General features: G+C 57.7%; 21 protein-coding genes and 2 pseudogenes. 11 read left to right on the top strand and 12 right to left on the bottom strand.

Features of this window, described 5'->3' with window-relative positions:
• Positions 1–5: 5 nt before the first annotated feature.
• Positions 6–2,105: a putative bifunctional diguanylate cyclase/phosphodiesterase gene (locus tag DLM_RS04770; RefSeq protein WP_145985769.1), complete on the bottom strand. Its 2,100-nt coding sequence runs from the start codon at positions 2,103–2,105 to the stop codon at positions 6–8.
• A 221-nt stretch (positions 2,106–2,326) separates the two neighbouring features.
• On the opposite strand from DLM_RS04770, the gene DLM_RS04765 reads away from it, so the two are divergent.
• From DLM_RS04765 to cheZ, 5 genes are all read left to right on the top strand, one after another.
• Positions 2,327–2,776, top strand: coding sequence for a hypothetical protein (locus tag DLM_RS04765; protein ID WP_089085214.1), 450 nt, complete (start codon positions 2,327–2,329; stop codon positions 2,774–2,776).
• A 351-nt stretch (positions 2,777–3,127) separates the two neighbouring features.
• Positions 3,128–4,078, top strand: coding sequence for a chemotaxis protein (locus tag DLM_RS04760; protein ID WP_119313203.1), 951 nt, complete (start codon positions 3,128–3,130; stop codon positions 4,076–4,078).
• Between the two features lie 35 nt (positions 4,079–4,113).
• Positions 4,114–5,058, top strand: a complete 945-nt coding sequence (locus DLM_RS04755) for a chemotaxis protein (RefSeq protein WP_119313202.1) — start codon at positions 4,114–4,116, stop codon at positions 5,056–5,058.
• Positions 5,059–5,134: 76 nt separating this feature from the next.
• On the top strand, positions 5,135–5,521 hold the full coding sequence (gene cheY, locus DLM_RS04750; protein ID WP_420000709.1) for a chemotaxis response regulator CheY: 387 nt from the start codon (positions 5,135–5,137) through the stop codon (positions 5,519–5,521).
• Positions 5,522–5,573: 52 nt separating this feature from the next.
• The gene (gene cheZ, locus DLM_RS04745; RefSeq protein WP_089084132.1) at positions 5,574–6,320 is read left to right on the top strand and encodes a protein phosphatase CheZ; all 747 of its coding nucleotides are present in this window, start codon (positions 5,574–5,576) and stop codon (positions 6,318–6,320) included.
• Between the two features lie 108 nt (positions 6,321–6,428).
• Here the strand turns inward: cheZ and DLM_RS04740 are convergent, their stop codons facing one another.
• The 5 genes from DLM_RS04740 to DLM_RS04720 are packed head-to-tail and all read right to left on the bottom strand — an operon-like array spanning position 6,429 to position 11,650.
• Complete coding sequence (locus tag DLM_RS04740) at positions 6,429–8,006, bottom strand: PepSY-associated TM helix domain-containing protein (RefSeq protein ID WP_089084133.1); 1,578 nt, start codon at positions 8,004–8,006, stop codon at positions 6,429–6,431.
• Entirely contained in the window at positions 8,003–8,293 is a 291-nt protein-coding gene (locus DLM_RS04735; RefSeq protein ID WP_089084134.1) for a hypothetical protein, read from the bottom strand. The genes DLM_RS04740 and DLM_RS04735 overlap by 4 nt, the downstream gene beginning before the upstream one ends.
• Positions 8,293–8,562 (bottom strand): hypothetical protein, encoded by a 270-nt coding sequence (locus DLM_RS04730; RefSeq protein WP_145985768.1) that lies wholly within the window; start codon positions 8,560–8,562, stop codon positions 8,293–8,295. Before DLM_RS04730 ends, DLM_RS04735 begins: the two co-directional genes overlap by 1 nt.
• Before the next feature lie 28 nt (positions 8,563–8,590).
• Positions 8,591–9,493: an alpha/beta hydrolase gene (locus tag DLM_RS04725; RefSeq protein WP_089084136.1), complete on the bottom strand. Its 903-nt coding sequence runs from the start codon at positions 9,491–9,493 to the stop codon at positions 8,591–8,593.
• Between the two features lie 3 nt (positions 9,494–9,496).
• Positions 9,497–11,650, bottom strand: coding sequence for a TonB-dependent receptor (locus DLM_RS04720; RefSeq protein WP_089084137.1), 2,154 nt, complete (start codon positions 11,648–11,650; stop codon positions 9,497–9,499).
• Between the two features lie 795 nt (positions 11,651–12,445).
• Here DLM_RS04720 and DLM_RS04710 point away from each other — a divergent pair.
• Positions 12,446–12,778, top strand: coding sequence for a DMT family transporter (locus tag DLM_RS04710; protein ID WP_089084139.1), 333 nt, complete (start codon positions 12,446–12,448; stop codon positions 12,776–12,778).
• 708 nt (positions 12,779–13,486) lie between these two features.
• Positions 13,487–14,482, top strand: a pseudogene (locus tag DLM_RS04705) (IS481 family transposase).
• On the opposite strand, the gene DLM_RS04700 reads toward DLM_RS04705, so the two are convergent.
• The 4 genes and pseudogenes from DLM_RS04700 to DLM_RS04685 form a co-directional block, all read right to left on the bottom strand.
• Positions 14,445–15,458, bottom strand: a complete 1,014-nt coding sequence (locus DLM_RS04700) for an alpha/beta hydrolase family protein (protein WP_089084140.1) — start codon at positions 15,456–15,458, stop codon at positions 14,445–14,447. The pseudogene DLM_RS04705 and the gene DLM_RS04700 overlap by 38 nt on opposite strands.
• A gap of 86 nt (positions 15,459–15,544) precedes the next feature.
• Positions 15,545–16,245 (bottom strand): annotated as a pseudogene (locus tag DLM_RS04695) (IS5 family transposase); the annotation flags it as partial.
• 311 nt (positions 16,246–16,556) lie between these two features.
• Positions 16,557–17,336, bottom strand: a complete 780-nt coding sequence (locus tag DLM_RS04690) for an SDR family NAD(P)-dependent oxidoreductase (RefSeq protein ID WP_089084142.1) — start codon at positions 17,334–17,336, stop codon at positions 16,557–16,559.
• A complete protein-coding gene (locus tag DLM_RS04685; RefSeq protein ID WP_231960058.1) occupies positions 17,333–18,193 on the bottom strand; it encodes an SDR family NAD(P)-dependent oxidoreductase in 861 nt (286 codons plus the stop codon). Before DLM_RS04685 ends, DLM_RS04690 begins: the two co-directional genes overlap by 4 nt.
• Before the next feature lie 168 nt (positions 18,194–18,361).
• On the opposite strand from DLM_RS04685, the gene DLM_RS04680 reads away from it, so the two are divergent.
• The 3 genes from DLM_RS04680 (at position 18,362) to DLM_RS04670 (ending at position 20,884) form a co-directional block, all read left to right on the top strand.
• Positions 18,362–19,249, top strand: coding sequence for a PAS domain-containing protein (locus DLM_RS04680; protein ID WP_231960056.1), 888 nt, complete (start codon positions 18,362–18,364; stop codon positions 19,247–19,249).
• Between the two features lie 306 nt (positions 19,250–19,555).
• Positions 19,556–20,083: a YbhB/YbcL family Raf kinase inhibitor-like protein gene (locus DLM_RS04675; protein WP_089084145.1), complete on the top strand. Its 528-nt coding sequence runs from the start codon at positions 19,556–19,558 to the stop codon at positions 20,081–20,083.
• Positions 20,084–20,092: 9 nt separating this feature from the next.
• Positions 20,093–20,884: a helix-turn-helix transcriptional regulator gene (locus DLM_RS04670; RefSeq protein ID WP_089084146.1), complete on the top strand. Its 792-nt coding sequence runs from the start codon at positions 20,093–20,095 to the stop codon at positions 20,882–20,884.
• A 223-nt stretch (positions 20,885–21,107) separates the two neighbouring features.
• On the opposite strand, the gene DLM_RS04665 is transcribed toward DLM_RS04670, so the two are convergent.
• A complete protein-coding gene (locus DLM_RS04665) occupies positions 21,108–21,593 on the bottom strand; it encodes an Lrp/AsnC family transcriptional regulator (protein WP_045848252.1) in 486 nt (161 codons plus the stop codon).
• A 135-nt stretch (positions 21,594–21,728) separates the two neighbouring features.
• Between DLM_RS04665 and DLM_RS04660 the strand changes: the two genes are divergently transcribed.
• The gene (locus DLM_RS04660; protein ID WP_089084147.1) at positions 21,729–22,769 is read left to right on the top strand and encodes a zinc-dependent alcohol dehydrogenase family protein; all 1,041 of its coding nucleotides are present in this window, start codon (positions 21,729–21,731) and stop codon (positions 22,767–22,769) included.
• 65 nt (positions 22,770–22,834) lie between these two features.
• Here DLM_RS04660 and DLM_RS04655 read toward each other — a convergent pair whose 3' ends face one another.
• On the bottom strand, positions 22,835–23,764 hold the full coding sequence (locus DLM_RS04655) for a LysR substrate-binding domain-containing protein (protein ID WP_089084148.1): 930 nt from the start codon (positions 23,762–23,764) through the stop codon (positions 22,835–22,837).
• Positions 23,765–23,775: the final 11 nt, after the last annotated feature.

Here is a 23,775-nt window from a genome sequence, read left to right as displayed (position 1 = left end):
GCCTCTTATTGCAGGCGGTCGTGCAAGGCCGCCTCGCTCAGCGGCACCGACAGACCGAAACCCTGGAACTGGCTGCAAGCCATTTCTTGCAGCAACTGCAACTGGGCCGGGGTTTCCACGCCTTCGGCCACCACGGTCTTGCCCAGATTGCGCCCCAGCGTCACCACCGCGCTCACCACCATGCGTTGCTGTTCATTGCTTTCAATGCCCGCCACCAGGCTGCGGTCTATCTTGATGATGCCCAGCGGAAAGCGCACCAGATAAGCCAGCGAGGAATAGCCGGTACCAAAATCGTCCATCGCCAGTTGTGCGCCCCAGGCCTGCAGCTCCTGCATCTGGCGGATGATGTGTTCGGTATCGCCCAATAACAGCGACTCGGTGATTTCCAGCTCCAGCCATTGCGGCGGGAAGTTGCACTCGGCCAGCACGCTGGCCAGTTCGCGGCACAAGTGGTCGCGCTCGAACAGTCGCGGCGACAAGTTGACCGCCAGGCTGATGGGCTGGCTGCGTTGATGGTTGCAACGCGCAATGGCCTGGCAGGCCTGGCGCAGAATGGTCATGGTCAGCGGCTGGATCAGACCGCATGCCTCGGCCACCGGAATGAAGCGGTCCGGCGCAATATTGCCCAGTTGGGCATGCTGCCAGCGCGCCAACGCCTCCACCCCGACAATCTGCCCGGCACGATCAAACTTGGGCTGGTAGGCCAGGGAAAATCCGCCCTGTTCCAGCGCCAGCCGCATTTCCCGCTCCAGGGTGAAGCGCTCGTCGGACTGCTGGTCCAGCTTGCCGGTAAAGAAATGCAGATTATCCTTGCCCGCCGCCTTGGCGGCATACATGGCCACATCGGCATGGCGCAGCAGCGTCTGTTCGTCCAGCCCATCGCGCGGGTACAGCGCCACCCCCAGGCTGGCGCTGACATTGCAACTTTGTGCCTGCAACTGCACCGGCTGACTGGTACGCAGCCGGATGCGCTCCAACAAGGCAGCCAGCGCGGCTTCGCTGTCCAGATCGTTGAGGATCAGCACAAATTCGTCCCCGCCCAGCCTGGCCACGGTATCGAGCTTGCGGATGCTGCCGGCAATGCGCTCGGCCACGATCTTCAGCAACTGGTCGCCGGCGGCATGGCCCAGGTTGTCATTAATGAACTTGAAGTTGTCCAGATCGATAAACACCACCGCCAGCCGGCTTTGCGCCCGCGCGGCACGGGCCACGCACTGCCTGAGCCGGTCGTACAGCAAGGCGCGGTTGGGCAGGCCGGTCAATGCATCAAAATTGGCCTGCATCTCCAGTTGCTGCTGGTAATGCTTGCGCTCGGAAATATCCTGCACCGTGCCTTCGTAATACAGGAAACGACCGTGTTCCGACGACACCACATGTGCGTTTTCCGAAATCCAGATGCGCTTGCCATCCTTGCGGTAGACCTCGGATTCGAAGTTGACCACTTCGCCAGCCGTTTCCATCAGGTGCAAAAAGGCTTCACGCCGCCCGGCTTCCACATACAACTGGCAACTGATGTCGGACAGATTGAGTATCAGCTCTTCCGGCGAGGCATAACCATACAGCCGCGCCAGGGCCGGATTGGCCGCCAGGTAACGTCCGGTCTTGCTGCTCTGGAAAATCCCCTCCTGCGCATGCTCGAAAATGGTGCGATAACGCATTTCGGCCTGGGCCAGCGCCCGGATGGTGCGCTGCTGGCTGGTGACATCCATCACGAAGCCTTCCAGCAGCATGCCATCGCCATCCGGCGAAGCCACCCCGCTCTCCCTCACATGGCGTATCTGGCCTGCGGCAGTGCGAATACGGTATTGCAACTGAAAGCGGCCATTGCCACGCAAGCTGCCCGCCAGGGCCTCGGCTACTGCGGCGCGGTCATCCTTGTGAATCACGCCCATCCAGCCTGCATCACTGGCCAGCAGCGTGGCGGCGGCATAACCGGATAAGGCCAGACAGCCACGGCTGACAAACTGCATGCGCCGCGCCGGATCATCCCGGCCACGGTAAGCCATGCCATCCAGATGATGAATCAGGTTTTCCAGCACACTTGGCTGAAACGCCGACAAAACATGAGTCGGACCGGGACGGGAAGATTGGGTACTGGGCGTCAAGGCAGTGCAACCTGTCAGTCATGGGATAACAGACTGAAACCAGCAATAAACATGCCCGTGTTTCTTGCCTGGCGGCCGGAGCAGGCTTGCCGTCTTTACATGGGCAAGCATTCCGCCAGGCAGGTGAATACGGTAGCATGCTGCGGTGCAGGCACTATCTTGCCCTGCCCGCTCGTACAATCTGGCTGCGCTTGCGCAGTTCTGCCTTATCACGGAGACCCATGCGGGCCATTGTCATTCTCAGCACACTGCTGCTGCTTGGCGGCTGCAGCAATCTGATGCAAAGCAGCCGGGACTTGCTGCAATCCCTGAACCGGGCAATCGCCGGCCCATCGTCTCGCGCCAATGCCAGCAGCAATGCCGCCGGCACACCTGCCACCGACTGTTACGTCAGCAAATACCTGATTGCCTGGGGCAGGGAATACAAGGAAGCCAGCGGCAGCGGTTTGATCAGCAGCTATAGCATCACCACCGACCAGGGCCAGCTGCATGTAGACGATACCGCCGTCTACAACGACATCATGGCCAATAAGGGCAAGGAAATTCTGCTGCAGATGTCAGCCGCCAGCGGTGGCTGGATTGTCGATCTACCCGGCGACAGTCAGCGCAACCGCATCCGCAGCAGCGTGATGTGTCACCCGCTGGGTGGCCCCGGCATACCCGGCCCCTGAGGCCTGGTCCACTACAAGCACCATGACGGCTGGCCATGCCGGTTTAGCCGGCAGGCCGGAATTATTGCAATATTCTGACTTGCATCACAGATCGCCTGATGATGCTTGGCTGTTTGCAATAACAGTAGCTATAGTGTGGCTTACCAGCAGAGTCGGGAATAATGAATAAAAATAAAAAAATATTTAAATATTTTCTGATAAAACAAAATTCAAGCTCGGCACTTGCCGTCAGCAGTAGCATGCATCAGGCTGTCATGCACAAAAATACCGCCGCACGCATTGACGCGCGGCACACCAGTAAGGGCATTGTCCTGTACCGGTTATCTTCCACACTTCGTCTAGGATACCCCTGTGTCAGACCTTCTTAAAAAAATCGATGCCAGAACAAAACTGGCAGGGACCAACAAGCTGGAAATCCTGCTGTTCTCCCTGGGTCACGACCAGCGTACCGGGAGAAAAGAAGTTTTCGGCATCAATGTCTTCAAAGTGCGTGAAGTCATGCGCACCCCCGAAATCACTTCCGCTCCTGAAATGCCCTCCTCCGTCGAAGGCATGGTCAGCCTGCGCGGATCCCTGGTCCCCGTCATCGATCTGGCCAAGTACGCCGGCATCGTCACCAGCAACAAGCCCGAAATCATGATCGTGACCGAGTACAACGGCCACACCCAGGGCTTCCTGGTCGAGGCCGTCGATACCATCCTGCGTCTGGACTGGTCCGCCATGCGCGTGCCGCCCGACATGATCACCAACCGCATGGCCGGCCTCGTCACCGCCGTCACCGAGCTGGATCACGGCACGCTGGTGATGATGATGGACGTGGAAAAAGTCCTGGCCGAAACCTCCCTGGTCGACGACTCGCATCACTTCATCAATATCGAGCCGGTGAAAGAAGAACGCATGATCTTCTTCACCGACGATTCCGCCGTCGCCCGCAAACAGATCGAGCGCACGCTGGACGCCATGCAGGTCAAATACGCCTATGCCATCAACGGCATGCGCGCCTGGGAAGAATTGCAAAAAATGGCCATGCAGGCCGACTTGTCCGGCAAGCGCCTGAACGAAACCCTGCATCTGGTGCTCACCGATGTGGAAATGCCGGAAATGGACGGCTATATGCTGACCAAACTGATCAAGAGCGACCCGCGCTTTGCCGGTATTCCGGTGCTGATGCATTCCTCGCTCTCCGGCAGTTCCAACCAGAAGCTCGGCCAGTCCGTCGGCGTCGATGAGTACGTTTCCAAGTTCGAAGCCCAGAAGCTGTCGATGAAGTTGCGCGAAATGCTCAAGCTGACCAACAACTAAACCAGAACAGACTTCATCCGGGAGAGGTATCCAATATGTCAGCAACCGACGCATCCCTGCTCGCCAGCGTGGACGCCCGCACCAAGCTTGCCGGCTCCAACAAGATGGAAATCCTGCTGTTTTCCCTGGGAACCCGTGAAACCTTCGGCATCAATGTGTTCAAGGTGCGCGAGGTGTCCCAGACCCCCGCCATCACCAAAACCCCCAACATGCCCTTTGGCGTGCAGGGTGTGTTGTCGCTGCGCGGCAACATCATTCCGGTGATTTCGCTGGCGCGTTTTGTCGGCTCCGAGCAGAGCGGCCGCAAATTCGACACCATGATCGTTACCGAATTCAACAAGAGCACCCAGGCTTTCCTGGTGGACTCGGTGGACCGCATCATCCGGGTGGACTGGGATCGCGTACGCGCCCCGGAAAACATGATGAACAGCAGCAGCACCACCAATTCCAACCTGATCACCGCCATTACCGAACTGGAAGACGGCAAGCTGGTTTCCATTCTGGACGTGGAGCAGATTCTGGCCACGGTGGTGGGCGAACCGCGCCTGCCGGAAATTCCGACCGCGCAGATGGACAGCGACCAGTACCTGTTCTTCGTGGATGACTCGGTGGTGGCGCGCAAGGAAATCACCAGTGTGCTGGAAAAAATGGGCATCAAGTTCCAGCAGGCCACCAATGGCCGCGAAGCGTGGGAGCGCCTGCAGGTGCTGGCCAGCCGCACCTGGGGTGAGGATGAGTGCCTGCACGACTACCTGAAGATCATTCTGGTGGATGCGGAAATGCCGGAAATGGACGGCTATGTGCTGACCAAGCTGATCAAATCCGATGTCCGCTTCAAAGGCATCCCGGTTATCATGCACTCCTCGCTGTCATCCAATGCCAACAAGGCGATGGGTTCCAGCGTGGGTGTGGATGCCTATGTTGCCAAATTCGATCCGGCAATCCTGGCTGAAACCCTGATTCCCTACCTTCAAAGATAAACAGCCCGGCCCGGCACAAGACCCGGGCTGCTGACGGGCAGAGATTACGGATTCATTCTTTGGAGCTTCACTTATGGTGGACAAGAACATGAAGTTTCTGGTCGTGGATGATTTCTCGACCATGAGACGTATCGTACGCAACCTGCTCAAAGAGCTGGGTTTTACCAATATCGACGAGGCCGAAGATGGCCAGGTGGCCTTGCACAAGCTGAAAACGCAAAGCTTCGACTTTATTGTTTCCGACTGGAACATGCCGAACATGACCGGCATCGAGCTGCTCAAGGCAGTACGGGCCGACCAGCAGATCAAGCATCTGCCCTTCATGATGATTACCGCCGAAGCCAAGCGGGAAAACATCATCGAGGCCGCCATGGCCGGTGCCAGCGGTTACATCGTGAAGCCCTTTACTGCAGCAACCCTGGAAGAAAAGATGAACAAGATCTTCCAGACCATGAACAAGTAACGCATACACATGGCAAACCGACCTGCCAGGTCAGCCCAGAGGAGAAGCTATCGTGCCGGATCATATTCTAGATAGCGGAGATTCACCGGATCTCGAAGCATTGTTCGACAGCATTGCCAGCCAGCAAAAAGAAGCCACCGAAACCCAGCCCGCAGCAGAAGCAGCCGTGCAAAGCACCGGCACGGCACATGGCGGGAACGAAGAAATGTACGAGCAGATCGGCCAGATCACGCGCAAGATGCACAATACCCTGCGTGACATGGGCTACGACAAGTCGCTGGAGCGGGTGGCCGATGCGATTCCGGACGCGCGCGACCGTCTGAGCTACATCGCCTCGCTGACCAAGAGTGCCGCCGACCGGGTATTGAACGCAATTGATGTGGCCCAGCCGCTGCAGGACAATCTGGGCAGCAGCTCACAAACCCTGTCCGAACGCTGGAACCTGCTGTACGCCAACCAGCTATCCACCGCCGAGTTCAAGCAACTGGCCGATGACACCCGCCAGTACCTGAACCAGGTGCCGCAACAAACACATGAAACCAGCACCCAGTTGCTGGAGATCGTCATGGCGCAGGACTTTCAGGATCTCACCGGCCAGGTCATCAAGAAAATGATGGACATGTTCAAGACCCTGGAAGCAGAAATGGTGGCGCTGCTGGTGGAGTTCTCACCAGAACACAAGAAGGGTGCGCTGGACACCAGCCTGCTCAACGGACCGGCCATCAATCAGGAAGGCAATCCGGACGTGATGTCCAACCAGCAACAAGTGGACGACCTGCTGGACAGCCTGGGCTTCTGAAACCCGCCCATCGCCCGCCTCCCCCGCAAACAGGCCCTGACAGCATCAGGGCCTGTTTTCCGTACCGCCCGCAGCAGAAGCGGGCCTCCCTTACAGTCCGCGGCAGTCTCACCTGCCGGCCATATGCCACACGCTGTCCGCGCCACCTGCCGACAGGCGGCGGCCGACAAACGCCGCCTGCCAGGCCAGCAGCCCACTGGCAAGCAATGCCGTCACATCGACGGCCCACCCGGTGGCATAGCCGCCCTGCGCCACCGCCACCAGCAAGGACGACAGGGGCAGGGCCAGCGTGGCCAGCGTGCAGAACCACAGCAAATCACGGGATGCCCAGGCCGCGCCGCGCAGGAAAGCCCAGGCAATGGACAGCAGGAATACCGCGTAGTAAAGCGGCAGATGCCATTCCTGCCCGGCGGCAAAATGGTTCAGCAGCTTGCTGGCGGCCAAGGACAGGGAAATGCCACTCATGCACCCCAGGCTGATTCCCACCGACAGCGCGGCCATGCAGCGCACATCACGCCGCTGTTGCGGCACGCGGCTGTCGCCACGCGCGGCCTTTACCCTGCGCGACTCTATCCACAGCAGGTTGCCACTGTAAAACAGCCAGGCACCGGCCATGGCCAGCAGGAAATACAGCCACTGCAGCAACACGCCGCCAAACGATGCCATGTGCAGGGCAAAGAAGCTGCTGATGAAGGTGTTGGAGAGCGATTGCGCGCCTGGCACCATCTCCTTGCTCACCAGCTTGCCGGTATATGGCTGCAGCACCAGAAAGCCGCCACGCGGACGTGGCATCACCGCCCGGCTGTCATGTCCCCACACTCTCACCAGCGGGCGCGCACCCGCAATATCCTGGTATTGCAAGGCATCCACCTGCATGGTTGGTGCCAGTTGCTGCGCGCGTGCCAACAACTGTTGCGGGCTCAGCAGCTTGACCGGCGGATGTCCGGGCAAGGCTTGATGCTGCATGCTGCGCACCGGGCGCGGCGGTTTGCCGGACAGTTGGTCCTGCACCACGTAGAACAGGTCATGATAGGCAAATACCACGGCGGTGATGGCCATCACCAGATGAAACGGCAGGCTGATAATGCCGACGATATTGTGCGCATCCAGCCACATGCGCTTGAGGTTGCGGCCGGTACGCAGCAGGAAGAAGTCCTTCACCAGAGAAGGCAGCAGCACCACCACACCGGAAATCAGCGCCAGTGCATACAGGACGGCAACCACCCCCATCACCCAGCGCGCATAGTCATGATCCACCGGCAGGCCGATTACCCGGTGCAGGGTATCGATAAAGTCCGGCAGCCCGGCACCGTGCAACTGGCGGATTTGCAGGCTGCCGTCTTCACCCAGCCCGGCCATGAACCATCGTCCCGCCGCATGCTCTTCTTCGCCATCGCGCTCCTGCCAGCTCAGGCGGGCCGGAATGCCGCCCTGCTCCGTTACATGCACGGTAAAACCGGCAGCCACGCCGGGCTTGCTGCTCAGCACGGCGTCCATCAGCCGGCCTGCGTCTGCCAGCGCCACCATGCGTAACTGCGCCGGCGGCTGCAACCAGGCACGCAGCGGCTCCTTGAACACGGCAAAGGCACCGGCATAAAACGCAATGAACAGGCCCAGACCGGCAATGATGCCTACCCAGGTATGCAGCGATTTGTAGATACGGATGATTTCCGAGGGGACTTTCATGCCAGCACCCTCCGGCTGAGCCAGGCCAGCCACAGCCAGGCCAGTGCGTTTGCGCTCCCCAGACAGACCAGGGCGCGCCATGCATTGCGAAACAGATAAACCCCGCCAGCAACACCAAGCCAGACCGGCGCCACCAGCCACATGGCAAGCTGGGCGCGTACCGGCAGCGGTACCTCATCAAGCAGCCGCAACAACAGTCCACCACAGGCAAACCCCAGCGCCAGGCCCAGCACCTGCCCGGTCAGCGTTTTGGCCAGCCAGTGTTTACGGATGGGAGAACGGTGCATCAGCCGGCCCTCCCGCTGCGCCGCAGCACACCCAGATAAGGGCAGAGCTGCAGCAACAGCATGCTCAGGCTGATGAACACAAAGACCGCGCTTAGCAACTGAAACACCGCACACAAGCACAGCAGCCCCACCAGCAATAGCGCCAGGGCAAGCAGCCGCGCCGCGGTGCGGGGCAAGGGACGGGAGCGCCAGTTCTGGTTGGCCGAGGCCAGAAACAGGCTGGTAATGCCCAGCGCGATGGCCAGCACGCCATATACAAGATTCATCATCGGGACTTCCGGCATAAGCCATGCCATATCAGGGTTGTTGAACAAAAAACTCCATGCCGCGTGCCAGCGCCGGCAGCCAGGCAAAGCCATGATTCTCGCCCTCCAGCACCTGGAAACGGACACGACCGGCCTGTCCGGGCAAGGCCTGCAAGGCTTGGGCCAGCTTGCGCGCCGGGGCGATCATCGGTCGCGACAGCAAGGCCGCGCGCCGCTCTGCCGACAGTTTTCCTGCTGGCAGCTCATCCTCCAGCGCCCCCACCGTCAACTGGAATGCCGGCAGACCATCAGCGGGTACTGCTGTCGGTAGCTGATCGAGCACCATCTGGTTTTCCCACCACAAGGAAGGGCTGGATGCCAGGCAGGTGGAAAAGGCTTGCGGGTATTTCAGGCAGACATAACTGACAAACAAGCCGCCAAAGGAATGGCCGAAAATCCCCTGCCGCCGGGCATCCACCGGGAAGCGCGACCGGATCAGCGGCTTGAGCTCGGTTTGCAAAAACTGGAAGAAACGTTCTGCGCCGCCATAAGCGGCAGCTAGCGGCTGGCCTGGCGCGGAGGGGGTGTAATCCCGCGCGCGACCGTCGTAATTGAAATCATCCTGCTGCGGATAAGCCACAGCCACCACCAGCGGCGGCACCAGGCCGGTTTCACTGCTGCGCCGGGCAATACCCCGGGCAATGAAGGCCGCAACCGGAAAGGCGGCATTGCCATCCAGCACATACAGTACCGGATAGCCCTCAGCCGGGGCCGGGGTATCCGGCCGGGACACCATGATGCGATAAGATACGCCGTTGCTGCGTGACTGCAGGTCGATCTGCTGCCCGGCCTGAGGCGTGAGCACCTGCCAGCCGGCAGCGGCCGATACGGCTGACAGCCCGAAGGCCATCAGCCCGCATACGCTCCGGCGCAGATGCTGTCGGAGTTTACCCATCGCTCAGAAGTCCGTGGTGGCTGACACGGTGTAGGTGCGTGCCTGACCCAGGGTGGCAATCGGCGTACTGTCGCTGAAGCTGCCCGAGTAGTAGTGGCGGTTGAACACATTGTCCACACCAGCACGGAACACGGTTTTCTTGCCGCCCACACGGGTGGTGTAGCGCGCCCCCAGATCCAGCTGACTCCAGCCGGAAATCTGCTGGGTATTGGCGGCGTCCAGATACAGACTGCTGGTGGCCATCACGCGGCTGCTCAGCGTCAGGCCCGACACCCAGGGCGTATCCCACTCCACCCCCATATTGCCCTGCCAATGCGGCACGCCCACCGCCCGCTTGCCGTCGTACTGGCCATAGGCCGTCTTGGTCTGCACACCCTGGCTGTAGGTGATACCACCCAGCAGACGCAGCGCACGCGTCAGCTCACCGCTGGTACTCCACTCCAGCCCGCGCACCCGTTTTTCGCCACTGTCCACATAAGTGGGATTGGCCGTGCTGCCGATGGCCACCAGGGTGGGCTTGGTGATTTCAAACAGGCTGGCGCTATGAGTGAAACTGCCGGCATCCCACTTAAGCCCCATTTCCTTCTGCTCGGTCTTGTAGGGTGAAAACACCTGGTTGTAGTTGGTGGCGGCGGTATCGGTCACGGTATCGCCCTTGGACAGACCTTCCACATAATTGGCGTACAGCGAGACTGCAGGTCCCCAAGGTTTCACCACCACGCCAACAGCGGGCGAGACTGCCGACTTGTCATAGCTGGCCGTGGTGGCACCCGCGCTATTGTATGAAGTGGTCTGCACCCGCTGGCTGCGCAGGCCCAGGGTGAGCTTGAGCCGGTCATCCAGCAGGGAAAGCGTGTCCATCAAAGCCAGGCTGGACAAGGTGACATCGCCGGTTTTCGGCGCGGTGGACGGCGTGCTCGGCATCACCGCTGTCACCGGCGCGTACAGATTGGACGAGAAGCTCGTCATATTCACCGCAGAGCCGCTTTCCTGCTGCAACTCGCTGGCATGCACCACCAGCTCGTGCCCGATGCTGCCAGTGTTGAAGCGGCTGCGGATACCCGCCTCTGCCGAGACATTCTCGTCATAACCACGCTGCGCCACCATGCGGCCGCTAAAATTGCCATTGGCCTGGATGCTGCGCGCATGGGTGCCATTGATGAAGCCGTCGTAGTCGTGTCGCATGGTACCCAGACCGGCAAACAGCGATACGGCGTCATTCAGCGCATACTCACCGCGCAGAATGGCTGCCTTGCTTTCCAGCGTGCCTTGCGCATTGGGGAACAGATTGGTGCTGGCATCCAGTGCCGCGGGAATCGCGCTGGTGGCAAACCAGTACATGGCGGGCGTACCACCGCTGAAGGTTTCCTTGCTGTAATAGGCATCAAGGCTGGCCTTGAGCTGCTGGCCACGATAATCCAGCGCCGCAGACAGGAAATCACGCTTCTTGGACTGGCCGCTCAGCGTGGTATCACCGTCACTGAGCGCGGCATTCACCCGCACGCCCCATTCATTGTCCTCACCATAGCGACGCCCCACATCCAGCGTGGTACCCAACTGGGAGTCCGACTGAAAACCAACGGACACCCGGGTCAGCGGCGTATCAGCCGCCCGCTTGGGCACAAGATTAATCACCCCGCCCACCCCACCGCTGGGGGCCATGCCGCTGAACAAGGCACTGGGGCCCTTGAGCACTTCCACCTGCTCGATGAACTCCACCGGCGTATGGCCATAGGGTGCCAGACCATACATGCCATTGATGGCCAGATCATTGGCGCTGACATCAAAACCGCGAATGCGGTAGTTCTCGTAGGCATGGCCGCTGGAGGTGGTAAACCGCACGGATGGATCGTTCTGCATCACATCAGCCAGGGTTTTGGCCTGTTGATCCTCAATCAGCTGTGCGGTGTAACTGGTAATGCTGAACGGCGTATCAAGCACCGCCTGCTTACCCAGCACCCCCACGCTGGCAGCTTTCGACACCTGCCCTGCCGCATAGGCAGCAGCCAGCGGCGGCTTTTCCGCCGTAACAACAACGGTAGAAAGTTCGGCAGCATCGGCAGCGACATTCCCCTTCGCGCTTTCTTCAGCCAGCAGAACAGTTGGAAACGTGGCAACTGCCAATGCAATGGCAATTGGCGTCATCCGCAGCGACATAACTTCTCCTTGCAAGAAATCACACCAACCCCGGAACAGGCTGGTGCAACCATCCATGAGCGATGGACAAAGAACCGGCGTGAAATGCCCTAGCACCGCCGCTATCAGCCTCCCTCAGGGCCAAACAGCACAGGCCAGGCCAGCACGACCGCAGTGTTCTCCACTTGCCGGAGATGGCAGCCCGCAAGCTGGCAAACCATTCCACATCATTTTTTTCTTGGACTGGAAGCAACCGCCAAGTGGAAAGATGCGCATACTAATGCAAATGATTCCTATTTGCAATTAATTTAATCACGATGACATAATGCGGCACCATGCGGTAAACAATTCGCTCAAGAGAAAAGCCGAAGCGGCATACAACAAGACAAGACCCACGAAAGCAGTGGGTGGCGTAACGCGGCCGCCGACGCCACATCAGCGCAGGAGCAAGCAGACAAAGCACACCCGGACACCGGCCGGCGGCAGCGGAAGGCGGTGGACATCATTTGCCTCGACTGGATGCCACCAACTTCGCCGAGGCCCAAGCTGCCGGCAACGCCCTTGTGTCGCAAGTCGTGGAATGGATCGCCCGGAAGCTGAGGCGGACTTACGTGCAGGGGTGGAGAGTAAACAGAACGAAGGGGGCTGAAGCACCCTTTTATGCATTGTGGATTGAGAGTAAGGTGGTGGGTATTGGCCAGGAGCGGAGGTATGCACAGACCTTAGGCGATGATAAGATCGCGACTTCGTAATCGGGGTACCGCTCTCTCAACCTCTGCCTGCGCTCGGTATAAGCGTGTGGACTAGAGGTGCTCTATGCGTGACTCTACATATGCATGGCTTGTACTCGCTGCAAGCGTGCTGGCCGAGGTTGCCGGAACCATGGCCCTTCGCCATTCTGACGGCTTCACCCGACTTATTCCTTCTCTCATCACTGGTCTTTGCTACACCGCAGCCATCTGGCTTATGGCTGTATCTGTGCGGAATCTTGCAGTCGGCTTGGCTTATGCCGTGTGGGCGGGCAGTGGTACCGCCGTAACCGCACTGCTCGGAATCATTTTGTTTGAAGAGTCAGCCAGCCTACTTCGGCTCTCTGGCTTGGGACTCATCATTTCTGGTGTTGTCGTTCTGAATCTGAGCGCACAGTAATTTCGCCTGAAATGACTGCTTTAGGTCATAAGCTGCCAATCATGAGATGAGTGCCCACAGACGGTCCTGACCGAAACGATACAAGTCGCCGACCAACATGACACCCTGCCTTCACGCAGGGTGTTTTCATTTGCAGGTAGTGGTAGAGGACGGCGAACCGGGACTTGACTACCCTCCTCCATCACAGGGAACGGTAGCAGGAAGGAAGCGTTAGATTTTTGTGCGCCGGTGACAAAAAAAGCGCAAATAGTGCCAAAAACCCTGCAAATTGGCGGTGACAATAAAAGTGCAAACGAGTGCCAAAACTGCCGCAAAGTTACAGTGTGCAAAAGAATCCGCGACGTTACATTTAATGCAGGTTTTTATGCAGGAAAAATCCAATAGGCAACAAAAAAGCCCTGAATGATCAGGGCTTTAATGTAGATATCTGGCGGATAGGGGGGGGATTCCAAATTTCATTACAAAACCCCCTTATTCTCTTGGCACTTTTCGTACTTCTACACATATAAACATCAACTTTTGTGTAGAAATCACTTTTTTAGTGTAGCTGATGTATAGGCGGCTTGCTAACCTTTATGGATATCTTGGCATCAACGTGGAGAATACGTGTCTCAGCCCGGACGATCATTTGAGTAAACGTATCTGGAAACTTGCCACTACCCGTGATGGTATGGGTATGCTTCTCCAATCCCTACGGCAGCAGCAACAATGATCGTCAAACTGCACAAACAAGCCCGCACGACACCGGCTATCCGCGAAGAAATCCGCAACGCAACCGGTACCCTGGCCGAACTTGCGGCGCGCTTCAACATCAGTATTCCCACCATCATGAAGTGGAAGAACCGCGACTCGGTTCAAGCCGCTCGCACACCGCCCATCGGCTACAAACCACGCTGACGCCTGCGCAGGAACGTATCGCGGTTGAACTGCGCAAGATACTCAAGCTCGGTTTGGACGATCTGCTCGTCGTCGTACGCGAGTTCCTGAACCCCTCCGTTTCACGCTCCGGACTGGATCGCTGCCTGCGCCGCCATGGCATCGGCAGCCTGCGCGACCTAGAGCCAGCACCGGCCAAACGCCCCGGCAAGCCGTTCAAGGCGTACGACCCCGGCTATTTCCGACGTCAAATATTTGCCGCAAATGCGGGACGAAACGTCCCGCCGCTACTTGTTTGTCGCGATCGACCGGGCTACGCGCTGGGTGTTTGTGCAGATCAAGCCAAACAAGACGGCCGGTGCCGCCCGGGCGTTTCTGAACGCCTTGCAGAAAGCGGCACCGTGCCATATCCAGACGATCCTGACCGACAATGGCAGTGAGTTCACTGACCGGCTATTCAACAAACAGAAACACCCCAGCGGCGAGCACGAATTCGACCTACGGTGCGCAGAGTTCGGTATCGAGCACCGGCTGACCAAGCCGCGCAGCCCGCAGACAAACGGCATGGTCGAACGCTTCAACGGCCGGATCAGCGATGAACTGGCGACACACCGCTTTGAATCCGGTGCCGACTTGGCTGATACGCGGGAACGCTATGTGCTGCTCTACAACCAGCATTTACCGCAATTGGCGCTACAGCATCGGACACCGATTCAGACCATGAAAGAGTGGCAAAAGCAGCATCCCGGTTTATTTAAAAAGCACGTGAGCAATCGCCCGGACTGGACATTTAGCCCACACAGTCCTGATTCAGTATCCATGATGTGACAGTTCTGAGTGCCCCGGGCGAATATGCGTATCTCCCTGACAGCAGAAATAATCCCCGTTTCCAAAAAGGCCACTGAGAGGACAGTTGATAATCAAACCATTCACTTCGTAAAAGCCCGTGAGTTGCCCCCGGCAATTTTCTGATACAGCGAGGAGTACGGGATGGTAGTGCTTTGGCCCAGACCGCAACTGTTTCATCAGCGTCTACATTCCGGTCATCCTGGCCCATCACAATTAACACCGGAGTATGTGTGCTGGAAATATCTTTCGTCGCATCAGCCAGGGAATTCCTGCGTTCAAAGTCCTGGCGCGTACATTGGGAATTGCAGGGAAGAACAGCTGCTTCTTCTGTAAACTGGCGGTCAAAAACCTCTGCTTCATGTTTTTTAGCATCCTGAATATCGTCCAGAGAGAAGCCTTCGACTTTAAGTCGTTGTCCTGTATAGTATATGCTCTGATTCCGCCAGTTTATCGCCGCACCTATGAGTACAGCAAATTCGGTTGTTGTCAGTTGGCTTGACTGTGGTACAACCCAACCTGCCTGCGAAAAGCCGAGATAACCTCCGCGACTTTCTTTCAGTTCTGGCTGTTCTCTTATTTTTTTTAACGCCAAGACCGCCTCCTCTGCGCGATCTGACATTGTCTGCGCCAGCCAGTTACCTGTACTCTTACCGACACCAGGTTTATCCCATGAAAAAACAGCAATTCCCTGCGAGACAAGAAATTTAACAAATGGAATATATCCGCCTTCTGACCAGCGATCCTGAAGACCGTCTCCATGAACTAAAAGCACAAATGGAGGAAAAACCTTACCAGGAGGTAGAATTAACGTGCCCTCCAGAACATTGTTACTATGCTCAAAAGATACAGTACGCTTCTGCACGTCACCTGGAAGATCGAAATCAGACAATCGGTCAAGTAAAAAAACAATGAGGACGGCAATAATAATCGAAAATGATACCACATATTTAACCATGCATAACTCTCTATGATTTATAAAATTAAATAGACTTTTTTTGAAAAAGCAGCCGCAGGTCGAACTCTCCCAATCCCCAGACGGATTTATCCCATGCGGACCGTTTGCGGCGTGCCCAGTGCTGTGAAGCGATTTAGAATCGCTGCACAGATTTGAAGCTCCGCCACCTGCCGGTCAAAGTCCCGTGACTTAACCCGGTCTGCCAGCAATTTGAAACAGTGCATCTTCGTTTCGACCAGACTGTGGCGATGGTAGCCGCTCCACTTTTTCCAGAGTGTGCGCCCTAGATACTTCACCGAGCGTAGTGACTCATTGCGAGCCTGATTGCCCAGTGAACTCCCTTTCCAGAATTGGCCGTTTCGACGTGGGGGAATGATGGCTGCTGCTCCACGCTCTGCAATCGCTGCGTGACATAGGCGTGTGTCGTACGCCCCATCCGTGGTCACTGTCACCAGTCCCTCTACCGCCGGAATTTGCGCTAGTAGCTCTGGCAGCATCGTGGCATCTCCAGTGCGATTGTCGGTCACTTCCATTGCCCGGATTTCCAGCGTTTGCGCATCAATTCCCAGATACAGTTTGCGCCATTGGCGGCGGTAGTCTGCACCATGCTTTTTCACTTTCGACTCGCCTTCACCCATCATTTTGATGCCGGTGCTATCCACCAAGAGATACAGACAACCCTGTTTTTTTGTACCGGAATGCGCACTTGCAGGTCTTTCTGGCAGCGGGAAAGGGTATTGAAGTCGGGAACGGCCCAGTCAAGCCCAGTCACTTGAAGGACTGGTTGTAGGACTGCCCATTGATGGTTTGGTACTTGGGAGGGAGGGGTTTGCTCATGCTGTCATTCTACCGAACAGACGCAAGCCCTGATTTGTGCAACAAGGCCCTTCAAAATCATATCAAGTCTCTCTTTAGCAATTAATTTTAAAGAAAGAGAATGATTAATTCTGCATCTATTGAATGGAGAACATTTGTCGTTAATGTGTAGATTTCATGGAGGGCGGTTTCAAGAGCCAAGCGTGTAAAACAACATGCAAAAGTATCCACTGGAGGCAGGATAAAGATGAAGCCTGCCTCCTGCAAAAACCCGTCTGTGAATCAATACCCTGCAGTCAAACCGAAATCCAGCATGACATTGGCTCCGGTCACCCCTGCACAGGCGGGAGACAGCAGCCAAAGTACATGGTCGGCCACCTCGGAGGGGGTCAGGAAACGGGCTTTGTCCTGTTGAGGATAGTGCGCCATCAGTCGGCGATAGTAGCCTTCCGGATCGCCATCCCCGTAGCGTGCAGCCTGGAACTCCAGCATGGGGGAGAAAATATCGGACGGGCACAAGGCATTGACGCGAATACCACTGGGGGCCAATTCCCTGGCCAGCGCCTTACTCATGACGGTGACGCCCCCCTTGCTGGCACAGTAAATGGCGGCACCGGCATTGCCGATCACACCGGCATCGGAACTGACATTGACGATGGCTCCCTGCGTCTCGCGCAGCGCCGGAATGGCACGGCTGCAAAGAAAGAACACCGCCTTGAGGTTGATATCCACGCAATGACGCCAATCGTCTTCGCTGGCCAACTCGCTTGGCCCTTCCACCCATACGCCTGCGCAGTTGGCCAGCCCATCCAGCCGGCCGTATTGCTGCAGGCTGAAGTCAATCAGGGCTTGCGTGTTTTCAGCCTGGCGCAGGTCGGCAGCAAAGGCCGCAGCGCCAAGCGCGTCTGCGCGCTGTTGCAGCAGATCGCGCTGTACGTCGGTCATGACAACCTGCGCCCCCAAGGACAACAGTTTTTCCGCCACGCTCCCACCCACCCCGCCGGCAGCACCGGTTACCAGGTAGACACGTCCGGCAAACAGATCTGGCTTGAATGGTGTCATCCCTTGCGCTCCTGCAGACAGTTGGCACCATCCACCACCAGCATTTCTCCATGGATGTAGCTGGCGGCGGGCATGGCAAGGAATACGATGACCGCGGCCATTTCTTCCGGGGTACCGGCACGGCCTATCGGGGTATGCATTGCGGCTTGCTTCTCCACCTCAGTCTGCGATGCCGTGGCCACCCAGCCCGGTGCAACACAGTTAACGGTAATGCCCTTGTGGCCAACTTCCAGCGCGAGTGCCCGGCTCATGCCTACCATGCCGGCTTTGGCCGCGCTGTATGCCACTTCACCGGGGTTCGCCACGACTGGGCCAGTGACCGATGCCACGTTGATGATGCGGCCCTGGCCTGTCGCCAGCATGCCGGGCAACACACGCCGCGTCAGCAAATAGCAAGTATCGAGATTCCGCTGGATGGTTTTTGACCAGTCGCTATCCGCCAGCATGTCAAAGCTGATAAATGACTCGGCCTGCCCCTCCTGCGCCATACCCGCGTTGTTAACCAGAATGTCGATGCGAGGAAAGTCATGCGTCACTCGCGCCAGCAAGCGATCCACTTCATCAGCAACGGTAAGGTCTGCGGTATAGCCCTGAGCCGCTATGCCTTGTTCTCGCAAAGAGGCTGCACGTTCGTGGATACGGGGGCCCGTGGCACACAAGGCAACACGGCAACCAAGCTCGCCCAGTAATCTGGCAGTGGCAAAGCCGATACCTTCTGCGCTGCCGGCACCACTGATCAGCGCGGTCTTCCCTTGCAAACTGAACAAGGGATGTGCTGCAGGCGGATGTGTCATTGTCTTTGTCATCAATTCAACATTTATGATCAAATAAATAAGGATTGAATCGATATTTACCACAAACATCCTGCATACTTGCAAATTTATGATCAAATATCGGCCCAGTTGCTATCGCTAGTGTTTTAACTTGGCAACATCACCCCTAACCGTGGTCGCTGAAGGAGTAGAAAGCACGGAACAAGCAAACGTGCTGCGTAAGCTTTGCTGCACAGTCGGGCAGGGCTTTATGTGGTCTCCAGCAGTGGCCCGCCACGCAAGCCTTGCAGCTACTGCAAAAAATGGGGCGGAGAGACAACCAAAACCACGCTGGACCTGTCACCGTTCCAGCGCCTGCACCAGTTGGAGGCACTGTACCAGGACGCCCCGGTCGGCTTGTGCTTTATTGATTGCCAGATGCGGATTGTCAGTGCCAACCAGTTACTGACTCGCTATCCGGGCATGGAGCTGGATTCCATACTACGCAACCCTGCCAGCCAAGTATTCGGTGATGAAATGATGCCCGACCTCATGACGGCACTGGTGCAGTTGATGGCAGGTGAAAGCTGCGAGACTAGGGAATACTGTTATCAGCCGAGCGGCGCTGCCTTTCTGGTTGCCCATCAGCGGATTGTCGATGCCCAGCAACTACCGCTGGGCGTATCATTAGTGTTAGTCGATATTACCAGTCGTGTAGAAGCTGAAAGACAACTGCAGCAAAGCGAAACACACTTCCGCACGGTGCTGGAGCTGGGCCCCAACGTCATCTGGCGTGTTGGACCGGATGGTCAGGTTAACTATATGGGTGAATTCATCGATTACGCCGCAGATGCCAGTTATCAGAAACGTTATACATGCTGGCTGACGCGGATGGAACCAACAGACCGGGTGCGGGTGCATGAAACTTGGCTGAAGCATCTGCCCAGCAAACAGCCGTTTTTTATTGAATTCCGTATTTTATGGCCAGACGGCAGTTGGCGCTGGATGCGTAGCCGGGCGTTTCCGGCCATGAATGAACAAGGTGAGGTGCTAGCCTGGTACGGCATCATTTCCGACATCACCTCCGAGCACGAGTTGCTACTACGTATGGCGGTACTGGAGCAGAAACTTGGCGAACGTCAGTCCAATGCCTTGCCTTAGCCGAGCGGGTTGAATCGCCCTGGAGAGTCTAGATGTGCAGCTTTGGACGATTGCTCACGCGCTTTTTGAATAACTCATGCCATCATGCTACCGGACGAACACAAGGCCTAATTTGTGCAAGCAAGCCGATTGGAACTGGCAGATATTGCTGCTCTTGACATGCTCGGCTCAGCTTACTGCAACAGAACCCCATGGAAGCCCGCAATACCCGGACTGAGCGGCAGAGCACAAGACTCGAGCATTTCTGCACATTTTTAAGTGAGGCCAGTGCTTAGAATGAGCTTTCCCTTTCACGGAATCAGAATCATGAAAAAACTCGGTTTGATCTTGGCCAGCCTGACCCTCTGTACTCTGGTTCATGCCTCCGGATTCACCCTGCAGAGCACAGACTTCAAAGACCAAGCACCTATGGGCAGCAAACAGGAATTCAACAGCTTTGGCTGCACTGGTCAGAATGTTTCTCCTCAGTTGAGCTGGCAGAACGCACCGATCGGTACCAAAAGCTTTGCCATTACGGTATACGATCCAGATGCCCCCACCGGCAGTGGCTGGTGGCACTGGTTGGTGGTGAACATTCCGGCAAGCGTCAATCAGCTTGCCAGTGGCCAGGTACCAGTAGGTTCCTTGCAAACCCGCACCGACTATGGTGGCAATGTCTACGGCGGAGCCTGCCCGCCGGCTGGAGATAAGCCGCACCGCTATATTCATACCGTGTGGGCGCTGGATGTTGAACAATTGCCGGTTGATGCCAATGCCAGCGGCGCACTGGTCGGTTTCATGCTCAATCAGCATGCGCTGGGCAAAGCCCGGCTTACCACCTTTTTCAGTCGCTGAGGAGTCACCATGCAGAGCAAGCAGATTACCCGGGGCATGGTTCGGGCCAGCAAGCCACAGACATTGCGCCAGGTAAGCTGCCTACAGGCCACACTGATGCGAGTTCGGAGCGGGGAAAAGCATTTCTGGATCAACGAGCGAGCCCATGTTGCCCGGGCAGATCACCTTATCATGGCCCCCGCAGGCCTAACGTTGAACGTGCATAACCTGCCTGATGCTCACGGGTATAGCTGCGAAGTGCTGGTACTCGATGCCGATCTTTTACAGCAGTTCCGTCTGCAATATGCCGAGCAGGTTCTGGCCCTTCTGGCGCACCCACCGCAACTCTTCTCCCCGATTCAGGGAACGATGCGCCAGTTGTGGGATGAGCTTTTTGCCGCAGTGACCCGCTCAGAAAGCGAGCCCTTGCTTCGCCATCGTGCGCAGGGTTTGCTACTAGCACTGGCGCTGGCTGGCCTGGGCGGTGTACTTTTTGCCGACCGGGAAACTGGTGTGGCAGACCGACTACGCCAGACCATGCTCTTGCAGCCAGGGCGTGATTGGAGGTTGGCGGAACTAGCCCATCAGTTTTTCATGGGCGAATCCACGCTGCGCCGCAAGCTGGATCAGGAAGGCCATTCCTTCCGCAAAATTCTCGACCAGGTGCGGCTCAATACCGCATTAGGGTTGCTTCAAAGCACCCAACTTCCAATAGGAGAAATCGCCCGCCAGTGTGGCTATGCCTCACATTCGCGTTTTAGCCAGCGCTTTCAAAAACAATTTGGCATCAAGCCTATGCAGTTGCGGGCTACGCACCCATGAGCATGCTCAGCCATATGGCAGTGGGCGTGTCCTAAGTTATGTGTATAGCAGTCGTTTTCACAACTTGATGGAGCATCCGCTAAGGCCGAAAAACTGCCTACCACCAATCGCCCCATACTACCGCCCTTCAGCAACAGCATCCCCTGCACTTCCTCCACACCCCAAGGCCATTGGCCCCCCTTCACCCGCCAAACACCAGCCCACCCGCACAGGTCATGGCCATTCAGCCATGACCTGGCTCGATATCGGTGATGGGCAGCTTGTTCATCACCTTGATTTCCCTGAGCGAGATATTGCTGCGGATGCTGAACACTCCCGGTAATTTGCGCAGTACTTTCTCGACAAAGCGGCTGTAGTCATCCAGGTCCCGTGCGACCACTTGCAGCAGGAAGTCGGCTTCGCCGGTGGTGTTATGGCAGGCCAGTATCTGCGGGCAGGCCTGGATGATGCGTTCGAATGCGGCGGTGGCTTCTTCGCTGTGCTGGGTGCAGACAATCTGCACAAAGGCCATCACCCCTATTCCCAGCTTGCGCCGGTTCAGTACCGCTTTGTATCCCTCGATAACCCCCAGCTCTTCCAGCCGTTTCTGCCGTCGCCAGCAGGAGGCTTCGCTCATGGCAAATTGCTCGGCCAGCTTGGCGTTGGACAGGCGGCCATCCTGTTGCAGCTTGTCGGCGATGGCGAGGTCTACTTTGTCGAGGTCGGTCATTTTGAAGAAAGCTTTCACTGGAGGTTTGATCAGTGAAATCCTATTTCAGATTACGGCTTATTCCAATGGCAATCTGACAGGTAATTTCTCGGAAAACGTTCACAATAAATGCACCATTACACCGAGGAGTACTGCATGAAAGCCATTGTTTACGAATCGTTTTCGGCCCCGCCGCAACTGACTACCGTGCCGGACCCGACGCCGGATAACAGCGGTGTGGTGATCCAGGTGATGGCAACCGGCGTGTGCCGCAGTGACTGGCATGGCTGGGTTGGCCACGACCCGGACATCCAGCTGCCGCATGTTCCCGGCCATGAGTTTTCCGGGGTGGTGACTGCGGTTGGCAAGCAGGTGGGCAAATGGAAGATTGGCGATCGGGTCACGGTGCCGTTTGTGGCTGGCTGTGGCCATTGCCCGGAGTGTCATTCGGGCAATCATCAGGTGTGCGACCACCAGTTCCAGCCCGGCTTCACTCACTGGGGTTCGTTTGCCGAGTATGTGTCCATCCATCAGGCGGACATCAATCTGGTGGCCTTGCCGGATTCGCTGGATTTCACCACCGCCGCCAGTCTGGGATGCCGTTTTGTGACATCGTTCCGCGCGGTGGTGGATCAGGGCAAAACCTCGGCCGGACAGTGGGTGGCGGTGCATGGCTGCGGTGGCGTTGGCCTGTCTGCCATCATGATTGCCAATGCCATCGGGGCGAATGTGATTGCCATTGATATTTCGGACGACAAGCTGGAACTGGCGCGCAAGCTGGGGGCGGTGGCCACGGTGAATGCCAGCAAGGTGCCGGATGTGGTTGAAGCGGTGATGGACATCAGCCGCGGTGGTGCGCATGTGTCACTGGATGCGCTGGGCCATCCGGTCACCTGCTTCAACTCGATCAGCAATCTGCGCAAGCGCGGCAAGCACGTGCAGGTGGGCCTGATGCTGGGCGAGCACAGCACCCCGGCCATCCCGATGAGCAAGGTGATTGCGCACGAGCTGGAAATCCTGGGCAGCCACGGCATGCAGGCGCATCGTTACGATGCCATGTTCGCCATGATGGCTGCGGGCAAGCTGGCACCGGAGCAGCTGATAGGCCGCACCATCAGCCTTGAGCAGTCGATTGAGGTGCTGATGAATATGGACAGGTTCGAGGTGGCCGGGGTAACGGTGGTGACGGAGTTCTGACTCCCCGTCAGCCTGCCGCTTGCGGTCATGCAGCGCATGGTGGATCGCCCGCCGGGGCATCCACCTTATGCCAGGGCCAGCAGGGCTTCGCTCAGCTCGCGCAGCTTGGGGCTGTGGCGGCCAGGCTCGGGCATCACCAGAAAATAAGCCAGCGTGCTGGTGGTCATGGCGGCAAAGGGCATCACCAGCTCGCCGCTGGCCAGCCGGTCTTGTGCCAGCCGCGGGTCTCCCAGCGCAATGCCGTAGCCCAGTACCGCAGCCCCGGTGGCGGATTCCAGCGAGTCGAACTCGACATGCCGCCCTGCCATTTCCCCGCTGCCATATTGCCGCCACCAGCCTTGCCACGCTTGCTGGCCGGCATCGGCATGAATCAGGCAGTGCTGCTGCATGTCGGCCGGGCTGTGCAACTCGCGCGCCAGTGCCGGACAGCACATCGGGGTAAGGTGTTCGGCAAACAGCCGTTCGGCATGCAGGCCATGCCATTGGCCATCGCCGCGCACCAGCATGGCGTCCAGCTCGGTGCCGGTGAAGTCGGGGGTATCGCTGATGGAGGTGCTGATGTCGATGCGGATGCCGGGCAGCAACTGTTGCAGGCTGTCCAGCCGTGGCAGGAACCAGCGCAGTGCCAGCGTGGATGGCAGGCGCAGGCGGATGACTTGCTGCTGCCGGCTGGCCAGTTGCGAAAACGCGGACAGCTCGGCCAATACCCGCCGGGCAAGCTGTTGCAGTTGCTCGCCTTCCGGGCTCAGCTGCATGCCGCTGGCGCTACGCCGGAACAAGGCTAGCTGGTAGTACTGCTCCAGTTGCTGGATCTGGCGGCTCACCGCGCCCTGGGTGCGGTGCAGCTGGGTGGCGGCACGCGACAGGCTGCCCAACTGGGCGACGGCGACAAAGGCCTGCAAGCCCATGATGGATGGCAGGGGTTTGGTCAGTTCGCCAAGCGGGTATGCATCCGCTGCATATCCGGCTTCAGAATTTGTCGATATTCGGCTCATGGGCAAATGGC

Origin of the sequence: Aquitalea magnusonii, from assembly GCF_002217795.2 — a bacterium.
In the GTDB taxonomy this organism is placed as follows: domain Bacteria; phylum Pseudomonadota; class Gammaproteobacteria; order Burkholderiales; family Chromobacteriaceae; genus Aquitalea; species Aquitalea magnusonii_B.
This window is presented reverse-complemented; position numbering and strand designations above follow the sequence as displayed.

Excerpts from the sequence above, each read along its gene's own strand:
- DLM_RS04765 (WP_089085214.1), top strand. The coding sequence starts at position 2,327 with ATGCGGGCCATTGTCATTCTCAGCACACTGCTGCTGCTTGGCGGCTGC.
- DLM_RS04755 (WP_119313202.1), top strand. The coding sequence starts at position 4,114 with ATGTCAGCAACCGACGCATCCCTGCTCGCCAGCGTGGACGCCCGCACC.
- DLM_RS04740 (WP_089084133.1), bottom strand. The coding sequence starts at position 8,006 with ATGAAAGTCCCCTCGGAAATCATCCGTATCTACAAATCGCTGCATACC.
- DLM_RS04735 (WP_089084134.1), bottom strand. The coding sequence starts at position 8,293 with ATGCACCGTTCTCCCATCCGTAAACACTGGCTGGCCAAAACGCTGACC.
- DLM_RS04730 (WP_145985768.1), bottom strand. The coding sequence starts at position 8,562 with ATGATGAATCTTGTATATGGCGTGCTGGCCATCGCGCTGGGCATTACC.
- DLM_RS04725 (WP_089084136.1), bottom strand. The coding sequence starts at position 9,493 with ATGGGTAAACTCCGACAGCATCTGCGCCGGAGCGTATGCGGGCTGATG.
- DLM_RS04720 (WP_089084137.1), bottom strand. The coding sequence starts at position 11,650 with ATGTCGCTGCGGATGACGCCAATTGCCATTGCATTGGCAGTTGCCACG.
- DLM_RS04710 (WP_089084139.1), top strand. The coding sequence starts at position 12,446 with ATGCGTGACTCTACATATGCATGGCTTGTACTCGCTGCAAGCGTGCTG.
- DLM_RS04700 (WP_089084140.1), bottom strand. The coding sequence starts at position 15,458 with ATGGTTAAATATGTGGTATCATTTTCGATTATTATTGCCGTCCTCATT.
- DLM_RS04690 (WP_089084142.1), bottom strand. The coding sequence starts at position 17,336 with ATGACACCATTCAAGCCAGATCTGTTTGCCGGACGTGTCTACCTGGTA.
- DLM_RS04675 (WP_089084145.1), top strand. The coding sequence starts at position 19,556 with ATGAAAAAACTCGGTTTGATCTTGGCCAGCCTGACCCTCTGTACTCTG.
- DLM_RS04670 (WP_089084146.1), top strand. The coding sequence starts at position 20,093 with ATGCAGAGCAAGCAGATTACCCGGGGCATGGTTCGGGCCAGCAAGCCA.
- DLM_RS04665 (WP_045848252.1), bottom strand. The coding sequence starts at position 21,593 with ATGACCGACCTCGACAAAGTAGACCTCGCCATCGCCGACAAGCTGCAA.
- DLM_RS04660 (WP_089084147.1), top strand. The coding sequence starts at position 21,729 with ATGAAAGCCATTGTTTACGAATCGTTTTCGGCCCCGCCGCAACTGACT.
- DLM_RS04655 (WP_089084148.1), bottom strand. The coding sequence starts at position 23,764 with ATGAGCCGAATATCGACAAATTCTGAAGCCGGATATGCAGCGGATGCA.